Source organism: Microbulbifer maximicatervae (SeqCode) (assembly GCF_052466985.1).
Genome location: NZ_CP174298.1, coordinates 3,212,438 through 3,233,485, shown reverse-complemented (window position 1 = coordinate 3,233,485; position 21,048 = coordinate 3,212,438). Strand labels below are relative to the sequence as shown.

The following is a 21,048-nucleotide window of genomic DNA, read 5'->3' as shown; positions in this document are numbered from 1 at the left end:
GGTGGCGTCTCGAATCGCTGTTTTTTTCAACAAGTTGGAATAGGCGACATAAAAAATATGATTTATCTGCAAAAAGGGTGTTGCGTGTCGAGATAAGTTCCCATAGAATCCCGCCTCCATTGACGAGGGTGACTTAACAACTTCGGCAATGAACGGGATAGGGCTGGCGTAGCTCAGTTGGTAGAGCAGCTGACTTGTAATCAGCCGGTCGGGGGTTCGACTCCTCTCGCCAGCTCCATTTTCATCCCGTTGCTGTCAAAATTAGGTTTCGCTGCTAAGTGTGTGAAATTTAAAGAAAAATTGTTGACAGCGCAGTGAGATGTGTAGACAATGCACACCGCTTTGAGCAGGGGTTCCCGAGTGGCCAAAGGGATCAGACTGTAAATCTGACGCGAAAGCTTCGGTGGTTCGAATCCACCCCCCTGCACCATATTACACCTTAGGGTGTTGCGCGAAATCTAAGGGTTTCGCATGGAGGTCCCGAAAGCGGGCATAGTTCAATGGTAGAACCTCAGCCTTCCAAGCTGATGATGCGGGTTCGATCCCCGCTGCCCGCTCCAAGTTTTGGGGTTGGTTGGAATGCTCTCCAGGGTGCAACATTTTAAGGTGCCGTTATCGGTAAGATTTTAGCTCATGTAGCTCAGGGGTAGAGCACACCCTTGGTAAGGGTGAGGTCGGCGGTTCAAATCCGCCCATGAGCTCCATTTTATATGACCGCAAGAGTGAAAGCTCTTGCGGTTGTTTGTGTCCGGGGTCGGATTTTCCGGGTCGGATGTGCATGTTCTGGACGTGGGTGGTGCCGTTATCGGCTCGCCTATATATAGGAGGCTGCAATGGCAAAAGAAAAGTTTGAACGTTCCAAGCCCCACGTGAACGTGGGCACCATCGGTCACGTTGACCACGGTAAAACCACCCTGACCGCTGCTCTGACCCGCGTATGTGCGGAAGTTTGGGGCGGTGACGCTGTTGCTTTCGACGGTATCGACAATGCACCGGAAGAGCGTGAGCGCGGTATCACCATCGCTACTTCTCACGTTGAGTACGAGTCCCCGACTCGCCACTACGCTCACGTAGATTGCCCGGGACACGCCGACTACGTTAAGAACATGATCACCGGTGCTGCTCAGATGGATGGCGCTATCCTGGTATGTTCCGCAGCTGACGGCCCCATGCCGCAGACTCGTGAGCACATCCTGCTTTCCCGTCAGGTAGGTGTACCTTACATCGTTGTATTCCTGAACAAAGCGGACATGGTAGACGACGAAGAGCTGCTCGAGCTGGTAGAAATGGAAGTTCGCGAACTTCTGGATCAGTACGAGTTCCCAGGTGACGACACTCCGATCATCGTTGGTTCCGCTCTGATGGCCCTGAACGGCGAAGACGACAACGAAATGGGTACTACCGCTGTTAAGAAGCTGGTAGAGACTCTGGACGAGTACATCCCTGAGCCAGAGCGCGCTGTAGATCAGCCGTTCCTGATGCCGATCGAAGACGTATTCTCTATCTCTGGCCGTGGTACTGTTGTAACTGGTCGTGTAGAGCGCGGTGTGATCAACACTGGCGACGAGATCGAAATCGTTGGTATCAAAGAAACCACCACTACTACCTGTACTGGTGTTGAAATGTTCCGCAAGCTGCTCGACGAAGGTCGTGCTGGTGAGAACATCGGCGCACTGCTGCGCGGCACCAAGCGTGACGAAGTAGAGCGTGGTCAGGTACTGGCTAAGCCGGGCTCCATCACTCCGCACACCAAGTTCGAAGCGGAAGTGTATGTACTGTCCAAGGACGAAGGTGGTCGTCACACCCCGTTCTTCAAAGGCTACCGTCCTCAGTTCTACTTCCGTACTACCGACGTAACTGGTGCGGTAGAGCTGCCGGAAGGTACTGAAATGGTAATGCCGGGCGACAACATTCAAATGGTTGTTACCCTGATCGCTCCGATCGCCATGGAAGACGGCCTGCGCTTCGCTATCCGCGAAGGTGGTCGTACCGTAGGTGCGGGCGTTGTTGCTAAGATCATTGAGTAATCTTTGATTTCTGCATCGCAATATTCTATGTGGTGCACCAGGTGGGAGAGTTCCTGTAGCTCTCTCATCTTTGAGTGCGAAAGTGCTCACACTGTACAGGCCAGTAGTTCAATTGGTAGAGCACCGGTCTCCAAAACCGGGTGTTGGGGGTTCGAGTCCCTCCTGGCCTGCCATTTTTAATCACTCCGCTTAGATAAGCTTAGGGGTGTCGCAAAACCCTACTTGTCAGTGGGGCTTTTGTGTTTATGAGCGCTAAAAGATTATCTATAGTGCGCTAAGGGCTTCTTATATGAATGCTAAAACAGAAGCGAAAACCTTTCGTCTTGACGGTCTGAAGTGGTTGTTAATAGTGCTGCTGGTGGGCGGTGCTGTTGCAGGCAATTCATATTACGCCGAATTCCCTTTGTTTTACCGAGTGTTGGCAGTAACTGCCATCTGTCTGGTAGCTCTGGTTGTGGCTGTAAATACCGCCAAAGGCAATGCGTTGTGGCAACTGTTGCGCGAAGCGCAAACTGAAGTCAGGCGTGTGGTTTGGCCGACCCGCCAAGAAGCAACCCAGACCACAGCGATTGTGGTTGTTTTCGTGTTGATTATGGCGCTTATCTTGTGGGCGCTTGATTCGGCTCTGGGTTGGGCGGCTTCCAAATTTATCGGCTAAAGGTTGATACATGTCAAAGAATTGGTATGTGGTCCAGGCTTACTCGGGCTATGAGAAGCGTGTCGCCAGCTCCCTGAAAGAGCGCATTGAGCTGAACGAAATGGACCACCTGTTTGGTGAAGTCCTGGTTCCCACGGAAGAAGTGGTTGAGATGCGCGCAGGGCAAAAGCGTAAGAGTGAACGCAAGTTTTTCCCGGGCTATGTCCTGGTAGAAATGGAATTGAATGACGATACCTGGCACTTGGTGAAAGAAACTCCCCGAGTACTGGGTTTTATCGGCGGTAAGGCGGATAAGCCAGCCCCGATTACTGACCGCGAAGCGCAGGCTATCCTGAATCGCATCGACGATTCCGCCGATAAGCCCAAGCCCAAGACTCTGTTTGAGCCCGGTGAAATGGTTCGAGTTATTGACGGTCCGTTTAATGATTTCAACGGTGTGGTTGAAGAGGTTAACTACGAGAAGAGTCGCTTGCGAGTGGCTGTGTTGATCTTCGGACGTTCCACCCCGGTTGAACTGGAGTTCAGTCAGGTAGAGAAGACCTGATTCCAGTATAAATTTTTTGCCCCCTTTCGCCGCGAGGTGGAAGGGGGTTTTCGCGTCCCCGAAAAATGAGTTTTCATTTCGGGGTTCGGGGAGCTTGCCCTTAAACCTTATGGCTGAGTGGCGGGCGTTAATACCCAACTAGAGGAGAGCTGTAATGGCTAAGAAAGTAGAAGCTTATATCAAGCTGCAAGTTAAGGCCGGTCAGGCCAACCCGAGTCCGCCCGTTGGTCCCGCACTGGGTCAGCACGGTGTGAACATCATGGAATTCTGTAAGGCGTTCAACGCCCAGACCCAGAGCCTCGAGCCAGGTCTGCCAGTTCCAGTTGTAATCTCTGTATACAACGACCGCTCCTTCACCTTCATCATGAAGTCGCCGCCCGCCGCTGTACTGCTGCGCAAGGCTGCCAAGATCAAGAGCGGTTCCGGTCGTCCGAACACTGAGAAAGTGGGTAAAGTAACCCGCGCTCAGCTGGAAGAGATCGTAGAAATGAAGAAAGCAGACCTGACTGCATCCGACTTGGACGCGGCCGTGCGCACTATCGCCGGTTCCGCTCGTAGCGCCGGTATCGAAGTGGAGGGTCTCTAAGTGGCTAAATTGAGCAAGCGTCAGCGCGTAATCGCTGAAAAAGTTGAAGCTGGTAAGGCTTACGGTATGGAAGAAGCCGTAGCTCTGCTGAAAGAGCTGTCCAATGTTAAGTTTGCAGAAACTGTAGACGCTTCTGTAAACCTGGGTATCGACCCACGTAAATCCGACCAGGCTGTTCGCGGTGCAACTACTCTGCCGCACGGTACTGGTAAAGAAGTTCGCGTAGCTGTTTTCACCCAGGGTGCTAACGCTGACGCCGCTAAAGAAGCGGGCGCTGACTTGATCGGTATGGACGAGCTGGCTGCCGACGTTAAAGCAGGCAAGATGGACTTCGACGTAGTAATCGCTTCCCCCGATGCGATGCGCGTTGTAGGTCAACTGGGTCAAATCCTCGGCCCGCGCGGCCTGATGCCGAACCCGAAGACTGGCACCGTAACTCCAGACGTTGCTACTGCGGTTAAAAATGCCAAAGCTGGTCAGGTGCGTTTCCGCGCTGACAAAGGCGGCATTATCCACGGTGGTATCGGTAAAGTTGCTTTCGATGCGAACTCTCTGAAAGAGAACCTGGAAGCTCTGGTTGCCGACCTGAAGAAAGCCAAGCCGGCTTCTGCAAAAGGTGTATATCTGAAGAAGATCACCCTGAGCACCACTATGGGCCCGGGTCTGGTTATCGATCAGTCTTCCCTGAACATCTAAATATCACTGCGGGGTGTGATCACCTCTCAGTAAATCGAACTTTGGGGTCCACCTGAATGCTTCGGCAGAAGGTGGGCCGTCAAAGACCGTAGGTGTCAGGTGCGTTGAGGTTTAACGTGCCTGGCTTAATCCGAACTTCGGCCAGGTTGGCCATTGCGAGGTTCGAGCCTACGCAGACGGTGTCGCCCAAACCAGTATTTTTACTGGATTTGAGCTTTATGCACCGGAACGGATCGGACGTTTAAGTCCGGTTTTTTTCAAATCCAGGAGTGACACTATGGCTATTGGACTCGAAGACAAGAAAGCGATTGTCGCAGATGTCCAGCAAGCTGCTGAAGGTGCTCTGTCTGCGGTTGTTGCGGATTCCCGCGGCGTAACCGTGAATGACATGACCACTCTGCGCAAAGAGGCTCGCGAGAACGGCGTTTGGTTGAAAGTCGTCCGCAACACTCTGGCGCGTCGCGCTCTGGCAGGTACCGAATACGAATGTCTGACTGACAAATTCGTAGGTCCTAGCATCATTGCATTCTCTAACGAACACCCAGGTGCCGGCGCGCGCATCCTGAGCCAGTTCGCTAAAGGCAATGACAAGCTGGAACTGAAAGGTGCTGCCTTCGAAGGCGCGATCACCGACGTCGCATTGTTGGCAAGCCTGCCGACTTACGACGAGGCGATCGCCAAGCTGATGAGCGTGTTGAAAGAAGCATCTGCTGGCAAGCTGGTTCGCACTATTGCGGCCGTTCGCGACCAAAAAGAGCAGGAAGCTGCGTAATTTTTTCGCTAGAGCGAATCGCAGTTTCAAAACGAAATACGAGCAGCTACTGCTCAAACCAATTCAGGTACTGAATCATGTCTCTGACTAAAGAAGATATCATCAATGCTGTTGCCGAAATGTCCGTTAAGGATGTTGTTGAGCTGATCGAAGCAATGGAAGAGAAATTCGGCGTAACTGCTGCTGCAGCAGTTGTAGCTGGCCCAGCTGGTGGCGAAGCTGCCGCTGAAGAGAAAGACTCTTTCGACGTAATCCTGACTTCCCCAGGCGACAAGAAAGTGAACGTGATCAAAGTTGTTCGCGGCATCACTGGCCTGGGCTTGAAAGAAGCTAAAGGTCTGGTAGACGGCGCTCCGAGCCCGCTGAAAGAAGGCGTAAGCAAAGACGAAGCTGAAGCAGCTAAGAAAGAGCTGGAAGAAGCTGGCGCAGTTGTAGAACTGAAGTAATTCGGTTCTTGCGTCTCCCGCTAGCTGTCGCGTAAAGCGGCGGGTAGCGGTAAGGCTGGTGGACTTTTGTCCGCCGGCCTTTTTGCCGTTTGCGGTACTGAGGTTTTTACCGGTGCCGGCGGGATTTAAAAACCGTGGCAAACCTCATTTAACCATAGCGCAGTAGCGCTACCCAAAAGCAAGCGGAGAGGTTTCTGGCCAGTGCAGGCAAGTTGCATTGACCAGAGGCTTCTCGCCCGGAGGGGCTCTGGACTGGAGTCCCACGAAGTCTTGTCACTGATCAAGCTGGGGAATTTGAATGGCTTACTCATATACTGAGAAAAAACGTATCCGCAAGGATTTTGGCAAACTGCCTAAGGTCATGGATGTGCCCTTTCTGCTTGCGATACAGCTCGATTCTTATCGCAACTTTACACAGGCCGACAAGCGCCCCGACGACCGTATGGACGTTGGCCTGCAAGCGGCGTTTAAATCTGTATTTCCGATTGTCAGCTATTCCGGCAATGCCGCCCTGGAGTACGTAAGTTATACGCTGGGTAAGCCCGCTTTTGACGTTAAGGAATGTACCCTGCGCGGCGTTACCTATGCATGTCCGCTGCGCGTGCGCGTGCGTCTGATTATTTACGATAAAGAATCTGCGAATAAGTCCATTAAGGACATTAAAGAGCAGGAAGTTTACATGGGCGAGATTCCGCTCATGACCGACAACGGTACCTTCGTAATCAATGGTACCGAGCGCGTTATCGTATCCCAGCTGCACCGTTCCCCGGGTGTATTCTTCGATCACGACAAAGGCAAGACTCACTCTTCCGGTAAGCTGTTGTACGCCGCGCGTGTCATCCCCTACCGTGGCTCATGGCTGGACTTCGAGTTCGATCCGAAAGACCTGGTGTTTGTGCGTATCGATCGTCGCCGTAAATTGCCAGCGACTATTCTGCTGCGTGCCCTGGGTTACACCTCCCAGGAAATGCTGGAAATGTTCTTCGAGACCAGCACCTTTGAGCTGTTGGAAGACCGTGTCAGCCTGGAGCTGATTCCGTCTCGCCTGCGCGGTGATGTTGCTTCTTTTGACATCAAAGACGGCCAGGGCAAGGTGATTGTCGAAGAGGGTCGCCGTATTACCCCGCGTCATATCCGTCAGTTGGAAAAGGCCGGCGTAGAAAAGCTGGAAGCACCGCTCGAGTACCTGTTTGGCCGTGTACTGGCGAACGACATCATCGATGAGTCCACCGGTGAGATCGCGATCGACTGTAACACCGAGATTACTGATGAAGTAATCGCCAAGCTGCGTGTACTGAACGTTAAGAGTTTCCAAACCCTGTACACCAACGACCTGGATCGCGGTCCGTTTATCTCCGACACCCTGCGTGCAGAGCCTTCTCGCACTGTGTTGGAAGCGCTGGTAGAGATCTACCGTATGATGCGCCCGGGCGAACCGCCCACCAAGGAGTCCGCAGAAGCGCTGTTCGAGAACTTGTTCTTTACCGACGAGCGTTACGACCTGTCGGCTGTTGGCCGCATGAAGTTCAACCGCCGCCTGGGTCGCGAAGACGAGACTGGCCCCGGCACTCTGAGCAAAGAAGATATCGTCGAAGTTCTGAAGACTCTGATCGATATCCGCAACGGTCAGGGCATGGTCGATGATATCGATCACCTGGGTAACCGCCGCGTGCGTTCCGTAGGTGAAATGGCTGAAAACCAGTTCCGCGTTGGCCTGGTACGTGTAGAGCGCGCTGTTAAAGAGCGCCTGTCCATGGCGGAGTCCGAAGGCCTGATGCCTCAGGACCTGATCAATGCCAAGCCGGTTGCCGCTGCCGTGAAGGAATTCTTCGGTTCCTCGCAGCTGTCCCAGTTTATGGACCAGAACAACCCGCTGTCGGAAGTGACTCACAAGCGTCGTGTTTCCGCCCTCGGCCCGGGTGGTTTGACCCGTGAGCGCGCTGGCTTTGAGGTGCGCGACGTGCACCCGACTCACTACGGCCGCGTATGTCCGATTGAGACGCCGGAAGGACCGAACATCGGTCTGATTAACTCCCTGGCTACTTACGCCCGCGCTAACCATTACGGTTTCCTCGAGAGCGCCTACCGCAAAGTGGTTGACGGCAAGGTAACTGATGAAATTGCGTACCTGTCCGCGATCAATGAAGCCAACTTCATTATTGCCCAGGCGTCTGCGGAAGTAGACGACAACGGCAACTTTGTTGATGACCTGATCAGCGTACGTCACCAGGGCGAATTTACCCTGAAAGCACCGGGCGAAATCCAGTATATGGATGTTTCCGCCAAGCAGGTGGTTTCCGTAGCTGCGGCGATGATTCCATTCCTCGAGCACGATGACGCCAACCGTGCATTGATGGGATCGAACATGCAACGTCAGGCGGTACCGACCCTGCGCGCTGAAAAGCCGCTGGTGGGCACCGGTATGGAGCGCACTGTAGCGCGCGACTCCGGCGTGTGTGTGGTTGCTAAGCGCGGCGGCATTATTGAGCGCGTTGATTCCAGCCGTGTGGTTGTTCGCGTGGCCGACGCTGAGGTGGAAGCCGGTGATGCAGGTGTGGATATCTACAACCTGACCAAATACATCCGCTCCAACCAGAATACCTGTATCAACCAGCGCCCGATCGTTAATACTGGCGATCGTGTAGTCCGTGGCGATATTCTCGCCGATGGTCCCTCTGTAGACCTGGGTGAGCTGGCTCTGGGCCAGAATATGCGCATCGCATTTATGCCCTGGAATGGTTACAACTTTGAGGACTCCATCCTCATCAGTGAGCGCGTTGTACAGGAAGACCGCTTCACCACCATCCACATTCAGGAGCTGACCTGTATTGCCCGCGATACCAAGCTGGGCAGTGAGGAAATTACTGCGGATATCCCCAATGTTGGCGAATCTGCCCTGAATAAGCTGGACGAGTCCGGCATCGTATACATCGGCGCAGAAGTAGGCGCTGGCGATATCCTGGTCGGTAAGGTCACTCCGAAGGGCGAAGCCCAGCTGACTCCGGAAGAAAAACTGCTGCGCGCAATCTTCGGAGAGAAAGCTTCCGACGTTAAGGACACCTCCCTGCGCGCGCCCAGTGGCACCCGCGGTACGGTGATCGACGTTCAGGTATTTACCCGCGACGGCCTGCAGAAAGACCAGCGCTCCCTCGATATCGAGAAGTCACAGCTGGACGAGGTTCGCAAGGATCTGAACGAAGAATACCGCATCGTTGAAGGTGCGACCTTCGAGCGTCTGCAACAGGCTCTGCTGGGCCAAAAGGCCGCCGGTGGTAAGAGTGTTAAGAAGGGCGATGAGATGACCGCTGAAGTCCTCGCCGCTCTGCCGCGCGAAGACTGGTTCAAGCTGCGTATGGAAGACGACAGCCTGAACGATCAGCTGGAAAAAGCGGAAGCTCAGCTGAAAGAGCGTCGCAAGCTGCTCGACGAAGCCTTCGAAGACAAGAAGAAGAAACTGGAGTCCGGCGATGACCTGGCTCCGGGCGTGCTGAAAATCGTCAAGGTTTACCTGGCGATCAAACGCCGCATCCAGCCGGGCGACAAGATGGCCGGTCGTCACGGTAACAAAGGTGTTATCTCCGTAATCAAGCCCGTTGAGGACATGCCTTATGACCAAAACGGTGAGCCGGTAGATATCGTCCTGAACCCGCTGGGCGTTCCCTCGCGGATGAACGTTGGTCAGGTTCTGGAAATGCACTTGGGCATGGCCGCTAAAGGCCTCGGCGTTAAAGTCGACAAGATGATCAAGGAGCAGCAGGAAATCGCCAAGGTGCGCGGATTCCTGGAAGAGGTCTACAACTCCACTGGCGGACGCAAGGAAGAACTCGACGAGTTCTCCGATGAGGAAGTCATGACCATGGCGCAAAACCTGCGTCGCGGTGTACCTATGGCGACCCCGGTATTTGACGGTGCCGATGAAAGTGAGATCAAGCAGCTGCTGCGTCTTGCCGATATCCCGGATTCCGGTCAGATCACCCTGCACGACGGCCGCACCGGCGATGCTTTCGAGCGTCCGGTAACTGTGGGCTACATGTACATGCTGAAGCTGAACCACTTGGTAGACGACAAGATGCACGCGCGTTCTACCGGTTCCTACAGCCTGGTTACCCAGCAGCCGCTGGGTGGTAAAGCCCAGTTCGGTGGTCAGCGTTTCGGGGAGATGGAAGTGTGGGCGCTGGAAGCTTACGGCGCTGCATACACCCTGCAGGAAATGCTCACGGTTAAATCCGATGACGTGGAAGGCCGTACCAAGATGTACAAGAACATCGTGGACTCCGACCACCGCATGGAGCCGGGCATGCCGGAATCCTTCAACGTACTGGTTAAGGAAATCCGCTCTCTCGGTATGAACTTCGAGCTTGAGCACGAGTAAATCCGAACCCGTACCGAAGCCTGTTGGCAGGTGAAATGAGACAAGTGCCAGCGCCCCTCGAAGCAGTGGGGCAGCTGGCTAGCCCGGCGGCTAGTGCGAGTGCCGGGTTGACTACCCCCTAGTGGAGGAAAGGCCTTGAAAGATTTATTAAATCTGGTGAAGTCCCAGGAGCAGCTGGAAGAGTTTGATGCGATTCGTATCGGTCTGGCATCACCGGACATGATTCGCTCCTGGTCCTACGGCGAAGTGAAAAAGCCGGAGACCATCAACTACCGTACCTTTAAGCCTGAGCGTGAAGGCTTGTTCTGTGCCAAGATCTTTGGCCCGGTAAAAGACTACGAGTGCCTGTGCGGTAAGTACAAGCGCATGAAGCACCGCGGCATTATCTGTGAGAAGTGTGGCGTTGAAGTGACCAAGGCCAAGGTTCGCCGTGAGCGCATGGGTCACATCGAGCTGGCCAGCCCGGTTGCACACATCTGGTTCCTGAAGTCCCTGCCGTCCCGTATCGGCCTGCTGCTGGACATGACCCTGCGCGATATCGAGCGCGTGCTGTACTTCGAATCTTACGTGGTTACCGAGCCGGGTATGACTACCCTGGAGCGCGGCCAGCTGCTGAATGACGAGCAGTACTTTGAGGCGATGGAAGAGTTCGCCGACGAGTTTGAAGCGAAAATGGGTGCCGAGGCGATCCAGGAGCTGATGGCGGACATCGAGCTGCCCGCAGAAATCCAGCGCCTGCGCGAAGAGATCCCGGCGACCAACTCCGAAACCAAGATCAAGAAACTGTCCAAGCGCCTGAAGCTGCTGGAAGCCTTCTACAAGTCCGGCAACAACCCGGAGTGGATGGTGATGAAGGCTCTGCCGGTTCTGCCGCCGGATCTGCGCCCGCTGGTACCGCTGGATGGCGGTCGTTTCGCGACCTCCGATCTGAACGACCTCTACCGTCGTGTGATCAACCGTAACAACCGTCTGAAGCGTCTACTTGAGCTGAACGCGCCGGACATTATCGTGCGCAACGAAAAGCGCATGCTGCAGGAATCTGTTGACGCACTGCTGGATAACGGCCGTCGCGGTCGCGCCATCACCGGCTCCAACAAGCGCCCGCTGAAGTCCCTGGCTGACATGATTAAAGGTAAGCAGGGTCGTTTCCGTCAGAACCTGCTGGGTAAGCGTGTTGACTACTCCGGTCGTTCCGTGATCGTGGTAGGTCCGACCCTGCGTCTGCATCAGTGTGGTCTGCCCAAGAAGATGGCACTGGAACTGTTTAAGCCGTTTATCTTTGGCAAGCTGGAATCCCGTGGCCTGGCCACTACGATCAAAGCTGCCAAGAAGATGGTTGAGCGCGAGGAAGCTGTCGTTTGGGATATCCTCGACGAAGTGATCCGCGAGCACCCAGTACTGCTTAACCGTGCACCGACCCTTCACCGTCTGGGTATCCAGGCGTTTGAACCGGTACTGATTGAAGGTAAGGCAATCCAGCTGCACCCGCTGGTTTGTGCGGCCTATAACGCCGACTTCGACGGTGACCAGATGGCGGTACACGTACCGCTGACGATCGAAGCGCAGCTGGAATCCCGCGCGCTGATGATGTCCACCAACAACATCCTGTCGCCTGCTAACGGTGAGCCGATTATCGTACCGTCCCAGGACGTGGTACTGGGTCTGTACTGGATGACCCGCGAGCGCGTTAACGATAAAGGCGAAGGCATGTTCTTCTCCGATATCAAAGAAGTGAGCCGCGCTTTCTACGCCAAGCAGGTTGGTCTGCAAGCGAAGATCAAGGTACGTATCCGCGAAAATATCGTCGGCGAAGACGGTGAGAAGCACGAGACTATCTCCATTCAGGACACCACTGTAGGCCGCGCGCTGCTGTGGAACATCGTGCCGGAAGGCCTGCCGTTTGCGCACGTCAACCAGCCGATGAAGAAAAAGGCGATCTCCCGCGCCCTGAACGAGTGCTACCGCAAGGTAGGCCTGAAGGCGACGGTTATTTTTGCCGACCAGCTGATGTACACCGGTTTCGACTTCTCTACCAAGTCCGGTTCCTCCATTGGTGTGAACGACTTTGAGATTCCGGCTGAGAAAGCTGAGCTGATCGATGCCGCTGAAGCAGAAGTGAAAGAGATTGAAAGCCAGTTTGCTTCCGGCCTGGTAACCCAGGGTGAGAAGTACAACAAGGTTATCGACGTTTGGTCCCGCACCAACGACAAGGTAACCCAGGCGATGATGGCCGGTATCAAGAAAGAGAAGGTGATCGACCGCGAGGGCAACGAGACCAAGCAGGACTCCTTCAACTCCGTATACATGTACGCTGACTCCGGTGCTCGTGGTTCTGAAGCTCAGATCCGTCAGCTCGCTGGTATGCGTGGTCTGATGGCCCGTCCGGATGGCTCCATTATCGAGAACGCCATTACGGCAAACTTCCGTGAAGGCCTGACTGTACAGCAGTACTTCATCTCGACCCACGGTGCTCGTAAAGGTCTGGCGGATACCGCACTGAAAACCGCTAACTCCGGTTACCTGACCCGTCGTCTGGTTGACGTGGCCCAGGACGTGGTAATTACCGAGCTGGATTGTGGCACCGACGACGGTCTGACCATGGCGCCGGTAATCGAGGGCGGTGATGTTATCGAATCTCTCGGTGACCGTATCCTCGGTCGTGTAGTGGCCCGCGATGTACTGAAGCCAGGCAGTGACGAAATCGCCGTTTCTGCCGGCACTATGATCGACGAGAAGTGGGTAGAGCGCATCGAAGCCATGGGCATCGATGAGGTTCTGGTTCGCTCCCCGATCACCTGTGAGACTGCACACGGTATCTGTGCCCAGTGTTACGGCCGCGACCTGGCCCGTGGCCACCGCGCCAACCCGGGTGAGTCTGTGGGCGTTGTTGCCGCACAGTCCATCGGTGAGCCGGGCACCCAGCTGACCATGCGTACCTTCCACATCGGTGGTGCTGCAAGCCGTGCCTCTGCTGCGGACAGCATCCAGGTGAAGCAGGGCGGTACCGTACGTCTGCATAATGTTAAGACGGTTAAGACCGAAGTTGGCACTCTGGTAGCCGTGTCCCGTTCTGGTGAGCTGGCGATTGCCGACGGCGCCGGTCGCGAGCGAGAGCGCTACAAGCTGCCTTACGGTGCTGTGATCAGCGTCTACGAAGGTGCCGAGGTAGATGGTGGCCAGATTGTGGCCAAGTGGGACCCGCACACCCACCCGATCATCACCGAAGTTGCCGGTTGGGTGAAACTGTCCGGTATGGAAGAAGGGCTCTCCATCCGCAAGCAGACCGACGATATCACCGGCCTGTCCTCTATCGAGATTATCGATCCGGCCGAGCGCCCAGCAGCGGGTAAAGATCTGCGCCCAGCGGTAACCCTGCTGGATGAGAACGGCGAAGAGCTGACTCTGGCTAACAGTAATGCGCCTGCGCACTACGCCTTGCCGCCGCGCGCGATCCTCAGCCTGGCTGAAGGTAAGCAGGTGAACGTGGGTGACGTAATTGCACGTATTCCGCAGGAATCCGGCGGTACCAAGGATATTACCGGTGGTCTGCCCCGCGTTGCCGACCTGTTTGAAGCGCGTAAGCCGAAAGAGCCGTCCATTCTGGCGGAAATCTCCGGTACCGTTTCCTTCGGTAAAGAGACCAAAGGCAAGGTTCGTCTGCAGATTACCCCGCGCGACGGCAAGCCGCTGGCCAATGGTAAGGACCACTACGAGGTTCTGATTCCAAAGCACCGCCAGCTGACCGTGTTCGAAGGTGAAACCGTAGAGAAGGGTGAGGTTATCTCCGATGGCCCGTCTAACCCGCACGATATTCTGCGCCTGAAAGGTGTTGAAGAGCTGGCTCGCTACATCACCAACGAGATCCAGGAGGTTTACCGCCTCCAGGGTGTAGGTATTAACGATAAGCACATCGAAACCATCGTGCGTCAGATGCTGCGTAAAGTTGAAGTCACCGAGATGGGTGATTCCAGCTTGATTAAGGGCGACCAGGTTGAATACCAGCGCGTGATCGAAGAGAACGAACAGCTGCGTGCCGAGAACAAGCAGCCCGCTCAGTTCGAACGCCTGCTGCTGGGTATTACCAAAGCGTCCCTGGCAACTGAGTCCTTCCTGTCGGCGGCCTCGTTCCAGGAGACCACCCGCGTTCTGACCGAAGCGGCGGTAACCGGCAAGGAAGACAGCCTGCGCGGCCTGAAAGAAAACGTGGTTGTGGGTCGCCTGATCCCGGCTGGTACCGGTCTGGCTTACCACAGCGAGCGCAAGCGCAAGCGCAGCCTGCAGTTGGAAGAGGCCTTCGGTGAAGGACCTTCCGCAGCTGAGGTTGAAGCAGCTCTGACTGAGGCACTGAAGTCCTCAGGCGAATAAGGCGTATCCCACTCTATCTGTTGGTGGAGTGGGGTAGGTTGGGGCACTTAGGTGCCCAATCTGATATTGGCGACTGTCTGTGATGTAAGCACTTACTTCCGTCGCCGATTGACTAGGCGGGTTGTCGCTTATAGAATGCGGCCCCCGCTTATGTGGGGTGTTCCGTTTGATCCCAGGATCGGACGATACACACAGACGATAGGCCCTCACTGTTAGAGGTGGGGGCATTTTATTTTTGGAGTGATTTTTAATGGCAACGATCAACCAGTTGGTTCGTAAGCCGAGAAAACGCAAAGTTGAAAAAAGCGACGTTCCTGCTCTGCAGGCTAGCCCGCAGCGTCGCGGAGTTTGCACTCGTGTGTACACCACTACACCGAAGAAGCCGAACTCTGCACTGCGTAAGGTTTGCCGTGTGCGTCTGACCAGCGGTTACGAAGTAACTTCGTACATCGGTGGTGAAGGCCACAACCTGCAAGAGCACAGCGTGGTACTGATTCGCGGCGGTCGTGTAAAAGACCTGCCGGGTGTGCGCTACCACACTGTACGCGGTGCACTTGACTGTGCCGGCGTAAACGATCGCAAGCAGGGCCGTTCTAAGTACGGCGCCAAGCGTCCTAAAGGTTAATCACCTTTAACGATTTGCGTTTCGGTTTCCAACCGGAGTAAGGCTGAGCTCGCCGGATTGTAATGTTTTACGGCGGCGTCTCAGAATAACCCTGAAGAGAGGCAATACCCATGCCGAGAAGACGAGTAGTCGCCAAGCGCGAAGTGCTACCGGACCCCAAGTTCGGGAACGTCACCCTGGCCAAGTTCATGAACCACGTCATGATCAGCGGCAAGAAGTCAGTTGCAGAGCGTATCGTATACGGTGCACTTGAAACTATTTCTGAAAAATTGAACAAAGATCCGATCGAAGTATTCGAGGAGTCTTTGGAAAATATCGCGCCTATGGTGGAAGTAAAGTCCCGCCGTGTTGGTGGTGCGACGTATCAGGTGCCTGTAGAAGTGCGCCCCTCGCGTCGTACGGCTCTGGCAATGCGTTGGTTGGTGGAGTTCTCCCGTAAGCGCGGTGAGAAATCTATGGCTCAGCGTCTGGCCAACGAAATGATCGATGCAGCCCAAAACAAGGGTGGCGCGGTCAAGAAGCGTGAAGATGTACACCGCATGGCAGAAGCCAACAAGGCATTCTCTCACTACCGCTTCTAAGTCTGATGAATACCAACATCGGAAATTAATACCGAAAGGCAGCACGGAAAATTCCAGGCTGCCTTTTGCCGTTATATCGAGGATACAACTGTGGCACGTAAAACGCCCATCGCACGTTACCGTAACATCGGTATCTGTGCCCACGTAGACGCCGGTAAAACCACTACTACCGAGCGCGTACTTTTCTACACTGGTCTATCCCACAAAATTGGTGAAGTACACGAAGGTGCTGCCACCATGGACTGGATGGAGCAGGAGCAGGAGCGTGGTATCACCATTACTTCTGCTGCAACTACCTGTTTCTGGTCTGGCATGCAGCAGCAGTTCGACCAGCACCGCGTAAACATCATCGATACCCCAGGACACGTTGACTTCACTATTGAAGTTGAGCGCTCCCTGCGCGTACTCGACGGTGCTGTTGTTGTACTGTGTGGCTCCTCTGGTGTTCAGCCTCAGACTGAAACCGTATGGCGCCAGGCGAACAAATACGAAGTACCGCGCATGGTATTCGTAAACAAAATGGACCGCGCCGGTGCGAACTACCGCAACGTTGTGAGCCAGCTGAAAGACCGCTTGAACGCGAATGCTGTACCTCTGCAGATGACCATCGGCTCTGAGGACGAGTTCAAGGGTGTTGTTGACCTGGTGAAGATGAAGGCCATTCTGTGGAATGAAGCCGACCAGGGCATGACTTTCGACTACGCTGACATCCCCGCTGAGCTGCAGGACGAGTGCGACGAAATGCGCGAGTACCTGGTAGAAGCGGCTGCTGAAGCCAGCGAAGAGTTGATGGAAAAATACCTGGAAGAAGGTGAGCTGTCCGAAGAAGAAATCAAGGCAGCTATCCGTCAGCGTACCCTGGCCAACGAAATTGTACCGGTTCTGGGCGGTTCTGCGTTCAAGAACAAGGGTGTACAGGCTGTACTGGACGCAGTTATCGAATACCTGCCGGCGCCGACTGAAGTTAAGGCGATCGAAGGTACTCTGGAAGATGGCGAAACTGTTGAGAGCCGCGAAGCTGACGACAACGCGCCGTTCGCTGCACTGGCGTTCAAAATTGCTACCGACCCCTTCGTTGGTACCCTGACTTTCTTCCGTGTTTACTCCGGTAAGCTGGAGAGCGGTACTGCGGTATACAACTCCGTAAAAATGAAGAAAGAGCGTGTCGGTCGTATGGTGCAGATGCACTCCAACGATCGTCAGGAAATTAAAGAAGTACTGGCTGGTGACATCGCTGCTGCGATTGGTCTGAAAGACGTAACCACTGGTGACACCCTGTGCTCCGAAGCCAACAAGATTGTTCTGGAGCGTATGGAGTTCCCCGAGCCAGTAATTTCTGTTGCGGTTGAGCCCAAGTCCAAGCCGGACCAGGAAAAAATGGGTATTGCCCTCGGCAAGCTGGCCCAGGAAGATCCGTCCTTCCGCGTGAAGACTGACGAGGAAACCGGTCAGACCATTATTTCCGGTATGGGTGAATTGCACCTGGATATCATCGTTGACCGCATGAAGCGTGAGTTCAACGTTGAAGCGAACATCGGTAAGCCTCAGGTTGCCTACCGTGAAACTATCCGCAACACCTCTGAGATCGAAGGCAAGTTCGTTCGTCAGTCCGGTGGTCGCGGTCAGTACGGTCACGTATGGGTGAAGTTTGAGCCCGCCGAAGACGAGTCTCAGGAAGGTCTGGAATTCGTTAACGAAATCGTGGGCGGTGCGGTACCGAAGGAATACATTCCTGCGGTACAGAAAGGTATCGAAGAGCAGATGAAGAACGGTGTTCTGGCTGGCTACCCGCTGCTGGGCCTGAAGGCGACTCTGTACGACGGTTCCTTCCACGATGTGGACTCCAATGAAATGGCGTTTAAGATCGCCGGTTCTATGGCGACCAAGAAGCTGTCCAGTCAGGGCGGTGCGGTGCTGCTCGAGCCGATGATGAAGGTGGAAGTGGTAACTCCGGAAGAGAACATGGGTGATGTGGTTGGTGACCTCAACCGTCGCCGTGGCCTCATTCAGGGTATGGAAGACAACCCCTCCGGTAAGGTTGTCAATGCGGAAGTACCTCTGGCAGAAATGTTCGGTTACGCAACCGACCTGCGTTCTGCTACTCAGGGCCGTGCTACCTACACCATGGAATTCCTGAAGTACGCCGAAGCGCCGAAAAATGTTGCCGATGAGATCATCGCCAAGACCAAGGCCTAATTAACTTCTGCTTAAAGGGGGCCGGGCCAACAGCTGGGGCCCCTTTGGCAAACTTTTAGCTAGAGGACATCTAAAGATGGCAAAAGAAAAGTTTGAACGTTCCAAGCCCCACGTGAACGTGGGCACCATCGGTCACGTTGACCACGGTAAAACCACCCTGACCGCTGCTCTGACCCGCGTATGTGCGGAAGTTTGGGGCGGTGACGCTGTTGCTTTCGACGGTATCGACAATGCACCGGAAGAGCGTGAGCGCGGTATCACCATCGCTACTTCTCACGTTGAGTACGAGTCCCCGACTCGCCACTACGCTCACGTAGATTGCCCGGGACACGCCGACTACGTTAAGAACATGATCACCGGTGCTGCTCAGATGGATGGCGCTATCCTGGTATGTTCCGCAGCTGACGGCCCCATGCCGCAGACTCGTGAGCACATCCTGCTTTCCCGTCAGGTAGGTGTACCTTACATCGTTGTATTCCTGAACAAAGCGGACATGGTAGACGACGAAGAGCTGCTCGAGCTGGTAGAAATGGAAGTTCGCGAACTTCTGGATCAGTACGAGTTCCCAGGTGACGACACTCCGATCATCGTTGGTTCCGCTCTGATGGCCCTGAACGGCGAAGACGACAACGAAATGGGTACTACCGCTGTTAAGAAGCTGGTAGAGACTCTGGACGAGTACATCCCTGAGCCAGAGCGCGCTGTAGATCAGCCGTTCCTGATGCCGATCGAAGACGTATTCTCTATCTCTGGCCGTGGTACTGTTGTAACTGGTCGTGTAGAGCGCGGTGTGATCAACACTGGCGACGAGATCGAAATCGTTGGTATCAAAGAAACCACCACTACTACCTGTACTGGTGTTGAAATGTTCCGCAAGCTGCTCGACGAAGGTCGTGCTGGTGAGAACATCGGCGCACTGCTGCGCGGCACCAAGCGTGACGAAGTAGAGCGTGGTCAGGTACTGGCTAAGCCGGGCTCCATCACTCCGCACACCAAGTTCGAAGCGGAAGTGTATGTACTGTCCAAGGACGAAGGTGGTCGTCACACCCCGTTCTTCAAAGGCTACCGTCCTCAGTTCTACTTCCGTACTACCGACGTAACTGGTGCGGTAGAGCTGCCGGAAGGTACTGAAATGGTAATGCCGGGCGACAACATTCAAATGGTTGTTACCCTGATCGCTCCGATCGCCATGGAAGACGGCCTGCGCTTCGCTATCCGCGAAGGTGGTCGTACCGTAGGTGCGGGCGTTGTTGCCAAGATCATCGAGTAATAGTTACTCCTGATCTAAATAAAAAGCCGCAGCGGACGCGCTGCGGCTTTTTTTGTGCCTGATAATTGCCTACTTGCACCAGCTGGTGTTGTTTGGTGCTGCGAGCATCACCCCTCTCTGTTAGGGGCTCAATATTGAATCCTTTCCGGCATATCTGCGGCCGCTAATATTTGCTTTTAATCTAGCGAGCTTATGGCCAATCCCGGCTTAAATCACAGCTTCTGCTGCCCGCAAACAGTTTGGTGAATTGAGGGCCGCTCATCTCGACCAGCTCTTCGTGGTCACCGGCCTCAAAGTAAATGGTTTCACGGTGTCCAAGGCTGGTGTCTAGCAGGGTGGTAATTCCGTAAGCCTGGCCTAGGGCGGGCAGGGCGCCCAGTTCACAGTCTGGGAATATGGCGCCGAGCTCGGTTTCCGAGACCATTTGCAGTGAGTTTCGCCCTGTCTCATTGTGAAGAGAGCGCATGTCGAGGCTGCTGCTGGCTGGGATCACAGCCATTACGTAACCCTCTATATCCTGAAGCAAAATCGCTTTTGCCACCTGATCCTCTCGCACATGGGCGGCGCGGGCGCTTTCCCGGCTGGTGCGAGTGTGCGGGTGCTGAATCAGATGGTAATCGACCGATTGGTCATTTAAATATTGACTCAGTGTTGCGGCGATAGTCATTGTGGATACCTCGTTCCGCTTGGAGTACTCAATTGTAGTTTCGGCAGATTGAAATTTGATCAGCCTGTACAGTTGACAGCCTGCTGCGCTCCCCGTAGAATTCGCGCTCCTTTTCGCCCGCCCTCGGGGCTGCGTAAGAGGACGTTCTTTAGTTAATAATTGGAGTTTGATTCCATGCAGGGTCAACGTATCCGTATTCGCCTGAAGGCCTTCGATCACAAGCTGATCGATGCGTCCACTCAGGAGATCGTAGAGACGGCTAAGCGCACTGGCGCACAAGTTCGCGGTCCTATCCCGCTGCCGACTCGCAAAGAGAAGTACACCGTACTGATTTCCCCGCACGTTAATAAAGACGCTCGCGATCAGTATGAGATCCGTACTCACAAGCGTTTGCTGGACATCGTTGAGCCTACCGAGAAAACCGTCGACGCGCTGATGAAGCTCGATCTGGCGGCCGGTGTTGAGGTCCAAATTAGTCTCGGCTAACACTTTTACTAACTACCGAATCCCGGGCGAAAACGGTCCGGGTAGTGTAACGCTCTGAAATTGGGCGGCCGCAGTGGGTTAAAGCCCCGTGCACTGAGAGGTTAAAAAAGATGACTATAGGTATTGTCGGCCGCAAGAGCGGCATGACTCGCATCTTCACTGAAGATGGCGTATCCATTCCGGTAACCGTTGTTGAGGTTGCTCCGAATCGCGTCACCCAAGTGAAAACTCAGGAAACTGACGGTTACAGCGCTGTTCAAGTAGCAGTAGGCAGCCGCAAAGCTTCCCGTGTCTCCAAGCCCGCAGCGGGCCACTTCGCCAAAGCCAATGTAGAGGCTGGCACAAATCTTTTCGAACTGCGCACTGACGGTTCCGAAGAGACTTTCGAAATCGGTTCTGAAATTACTGTTTCCAGCTTCGAAGCTGGCCAGATGATCGACGTAACCGGCACTTCCAAAGGTAAAGGCTTCCAGGGCGGCGTTAAGCGTTGGAATTTCCGCACCCAGGACGCAACCCACGGTAACTCCCTGTCTCACCGCGCACCCGGTTCTATCGGTCAATGTCAGACTCCTGGCCGCGTATGGAAAGGCAAGAAGATGGCCGGACATATGGGTGCTGAGCGCGTAACCGTGCAAAATCTGGAAGTGGTTCGTGTCGATGCCGAACGCAACCTGCTGTTGGTTAAAGGCGCTGTACCCGGTGCACCCGGTGGCAACGTTATCGTTCGTCCGGCAGTTAAAGCCTAAGTCTGAGGGGA

16 protein-coding genes and 5 tRNA genes are annotated in these 21,048 nt (G+C 54.7%); 20 read left to right on the top strand and 1 reads right to left on the bottom strand.

What is annotated here, in order from left to right:
• Window positions 1-162 precede the first annotated feature (162 nt).
• The 18 genes from ACJJI3_RS14360 to tuf (ACJJI3_RS14275) all read left to right on the top strand — a co-directional run bounded on the left by ACJJI3_RS14360 (window position 163) and on the right by tuf (ACJJI3_RS14275) (window position 19,138).
• A tRNA-Thr gene (locus ACJJI3_RS14360) sits at window positions 163-238 on the top strand.
• A gap of 108 nt (window positions 239-346) precedes the next feature.
• A tRNA-Tyr gene (locus ACJJI3_RS14355) sits at window positions 347-430 on the top strand.
• A 56-nt stretch (window positions 431-486) separates the two neighbouring features.
• A tRNA-Gly gene (locus ACJJI3_RS14350) sits at window positions 487-560 on the top strand.
• 69 nt (window positions 561-629) lie between these two features.
• Window positions 630-704, top strand: a tRNA-Thr gene (locus ACJJI3_RS14345).
• A 129-nt stretch (window positions 705-833) separates the two neighbouring features.
• The gene (gene tuf, locus ACJJI3_RS14340) at window positions 834-2,027 is read left to right on the top strand and encodes an elongation factor Tu (RefSeq protein ID WP_108731642.1); all 1,194 of its coding nucleotides are present in this window, start codon (window positions 834-836) and stop codon (window positions 2,025-2,027) included.
• A gap of 97 nt (window positions 2,028-2,124) precedes the next feature.
• A tRNA-Trp gene (locus tag ACJJI3_RS14335) sits at window positions 2,125-2,200 on the top strand.
• A gap of 116 nt (window positions 2,201-2,316) precedes the next feature.
• Window positions 2,317-2,685, top strand: a complete 369-nt coding sequence (secE, locus tag ACJJI3_RS14330) for a preprotein translocase subunit SecE (RefSeq protein ID WP_108731643.1) — start codon at window positions 2,317-2,319, stop codon at window positions 2,683-2,685.
• A 10-nt stretch (window positions 2,686-2,695) separates the two neighbouring features.
• Window positions 2,696-3,229 carry a transcription termination/antitermination protein NusG gene (gene nusG, locus ACJJI3_RS14325; RefSeq protein WP_108731644.1) on the top strand — a complete coding sequence of 178 codons (534 nt, stop codon included), beginning with the start codon at window positions 2,696-2,698 and terminating at the stop codon, window positions 3,227-3,229.
• Window positions 3,230-3,383: 154 nt separating this feature from the next.
• Window positions 3,384-3,815: a 50S ribosomal protein L11 gene (gene rplK / locus ACJJI3_RS14320; RefSeq protein WP_108731645.1), complete on the top strand. Its 432-nt coding sequence runs from the start codon at window positions 3,384-3,386 to the stop codon at window positions 3,813-3,815.
• Complete coding sequence (rplA, locus tag ACJJI3_RS14315) at window positions 3,816-4,511, top strand: 50S ribosomal protein L1 (protein WP_444895283.1); 696 nt, start codon at window positions 3,816-3,818, stop codon at window positions 4,509-4,511.
• A 277-nt stretch (window positions 4,512-4,788) separates the two neighbouring features.
• Window positions 4,789-5,283 carry a 50S ribosomal protein L10 gene (rplJ, locus tag ACJJI3_RS14310; RefSeq protein ID WP_282934404.1) on the top strand — a complete coding sequence of 165 codons (495 nt, stop codon included), beginning with the start codon at window positions 4,789-4,791 and terminating at the stop codon, window positions 5,281-5,283.
• Window positions 5,284-5,360: 77 nt separating this feature from the next.
• Entirely contained in the window at window positions 5,361-5,729 is a 369-nt protein-coding gene (rplL, locus tag ACJJI3_RS14305; RefSeq protein WP_282934403.1) for a 50S ribosomal protein L7/L12, read from the top strand.
• A 298-nt stretch (window positions 5,730-6,027) separates the two neighbouring features.
• Window positions 6,028-10,101, top strand: coding sequence for a DNA-directed RNA polymerase subunit beta (rpoB, locus tag ACJJI3_RS14300; RefSeq protein WP_282934402.1), 4,074 nt, complete (start codon window positions 6,028-6,030; stop codon window positions 10,099-10,101).
• Window positions 10,102-10,236: 135 nt separating this feature from the next.
• Window positions 10,237-14,466 (top strand): DNA-directed RNA polymerase subunit beta', encoded by a 4,230-nt coding sequence (rpoC, locus tag ACJJI3_RS14295; protein WP_444940091.1) that lies wholly within the window; start codon window positions 10,237-10,239, stop codon window positions 14,464-14,466.
• A 250-nt stretch (window positions 14,467-14,716) separates the two neighbouring features.
• Window positions 14,717-15,091, top strand: a complete 375-nt coding sequence (gene rpsL / locus ACJJI3_RS14290) for a 30S ribosomal protein S12 (RefSeq protein ID WP_108731651.1) — start codon at window positions 14,717-14,719, stop codon at window positions 15,089-15,091.
• Window positions 15,092-15,201: 110 nt separating this feature from the next.
• Window positions 15,202-15,672 (top strand): 30S ribosomal protein S7, encoded by a 471-nt coding sequence (gene rpsG, locus ACJJI3_RS14285; RefSeq protein WP_152451131.1) that lies wholly within the window; start codon window positions 15,202-15,204, stop codon window positions 15,670-15,672.
• Window positions 15,673-15,762: 90 nt separating this feature from the next.
• On the top strand, window positions 15,763-17,868 hold the full coding sequence (gene fusA, locus ACJJI3_RS14280; protein ID WP_282934400.1) for an elongation factor G: 2,106 nt from the start codon (window positions 15,763-15,765) through the stop codon (window positions 17,866-17,868).
• Window positions 17,869-17,944: 76 nt separating this feature from the next.
• Entirely contained in the window at window positions 17,945-19,138 is a 1,194-nt protein-coding gene (gene tuf, locus ACJJI3_RS14275) for an elongation factor Tu (RefSeq protein ID WP_108731642.1), read from the top strand.
• Between the two features lie 190 nt (window positions 19,139-19,328).
• Here the strand turns inward: tuf (ACJJI3_RS14275) and ACJJI3_RS14270 are convergent, their stop codons facing one another.
• Window positions 19,329-19,805, bottom strand: a complete 477-nt coding sequence (locus tag ACJJI3_RS14270; RefSeq protein ID WP_282934399.1) for an aminoacyl-tRNA deacylase — start codon at window positions 19,803-19,805, stop codon at window positions 19,329-19,331.
• Between the two features lie 174 nt (window positions 19,806-19,979).
• Here ACJJI3_RS14270 and rpsJ point away from each other — a divergent pair, with 174 nt between their 5' ends.
• Both rpsJ and rplC read left to right on the top strand, forming a co-directional pair.
• Complete coding sequence (rpsJ, locus tag ACJJI3_RS14265) at window positions 19,980-20,291, top strand: 30S ribosomal protein S10 (protein WP_010133849.1); 312 nt, start codon at window positions 19,980-19,982, stop codon at window positions 20,289-20,291.
• A gap of 110 nt (window positions 20,292-20,401) precedes the next feature.
• On the top strand, window positions 20,402-21,037 hold the full coding sequence (gene rplC, locus ACJJI3_RS14260) for a 50S ribosomal protein L3 (protein WP_108731654.1): 636 nt from the start codon (window positions 20,402-20,404) through the stop codon (window positions 21,035-21,037).
• Window positions 21,038-21,048: the final 11 nt, after the last annotated feature.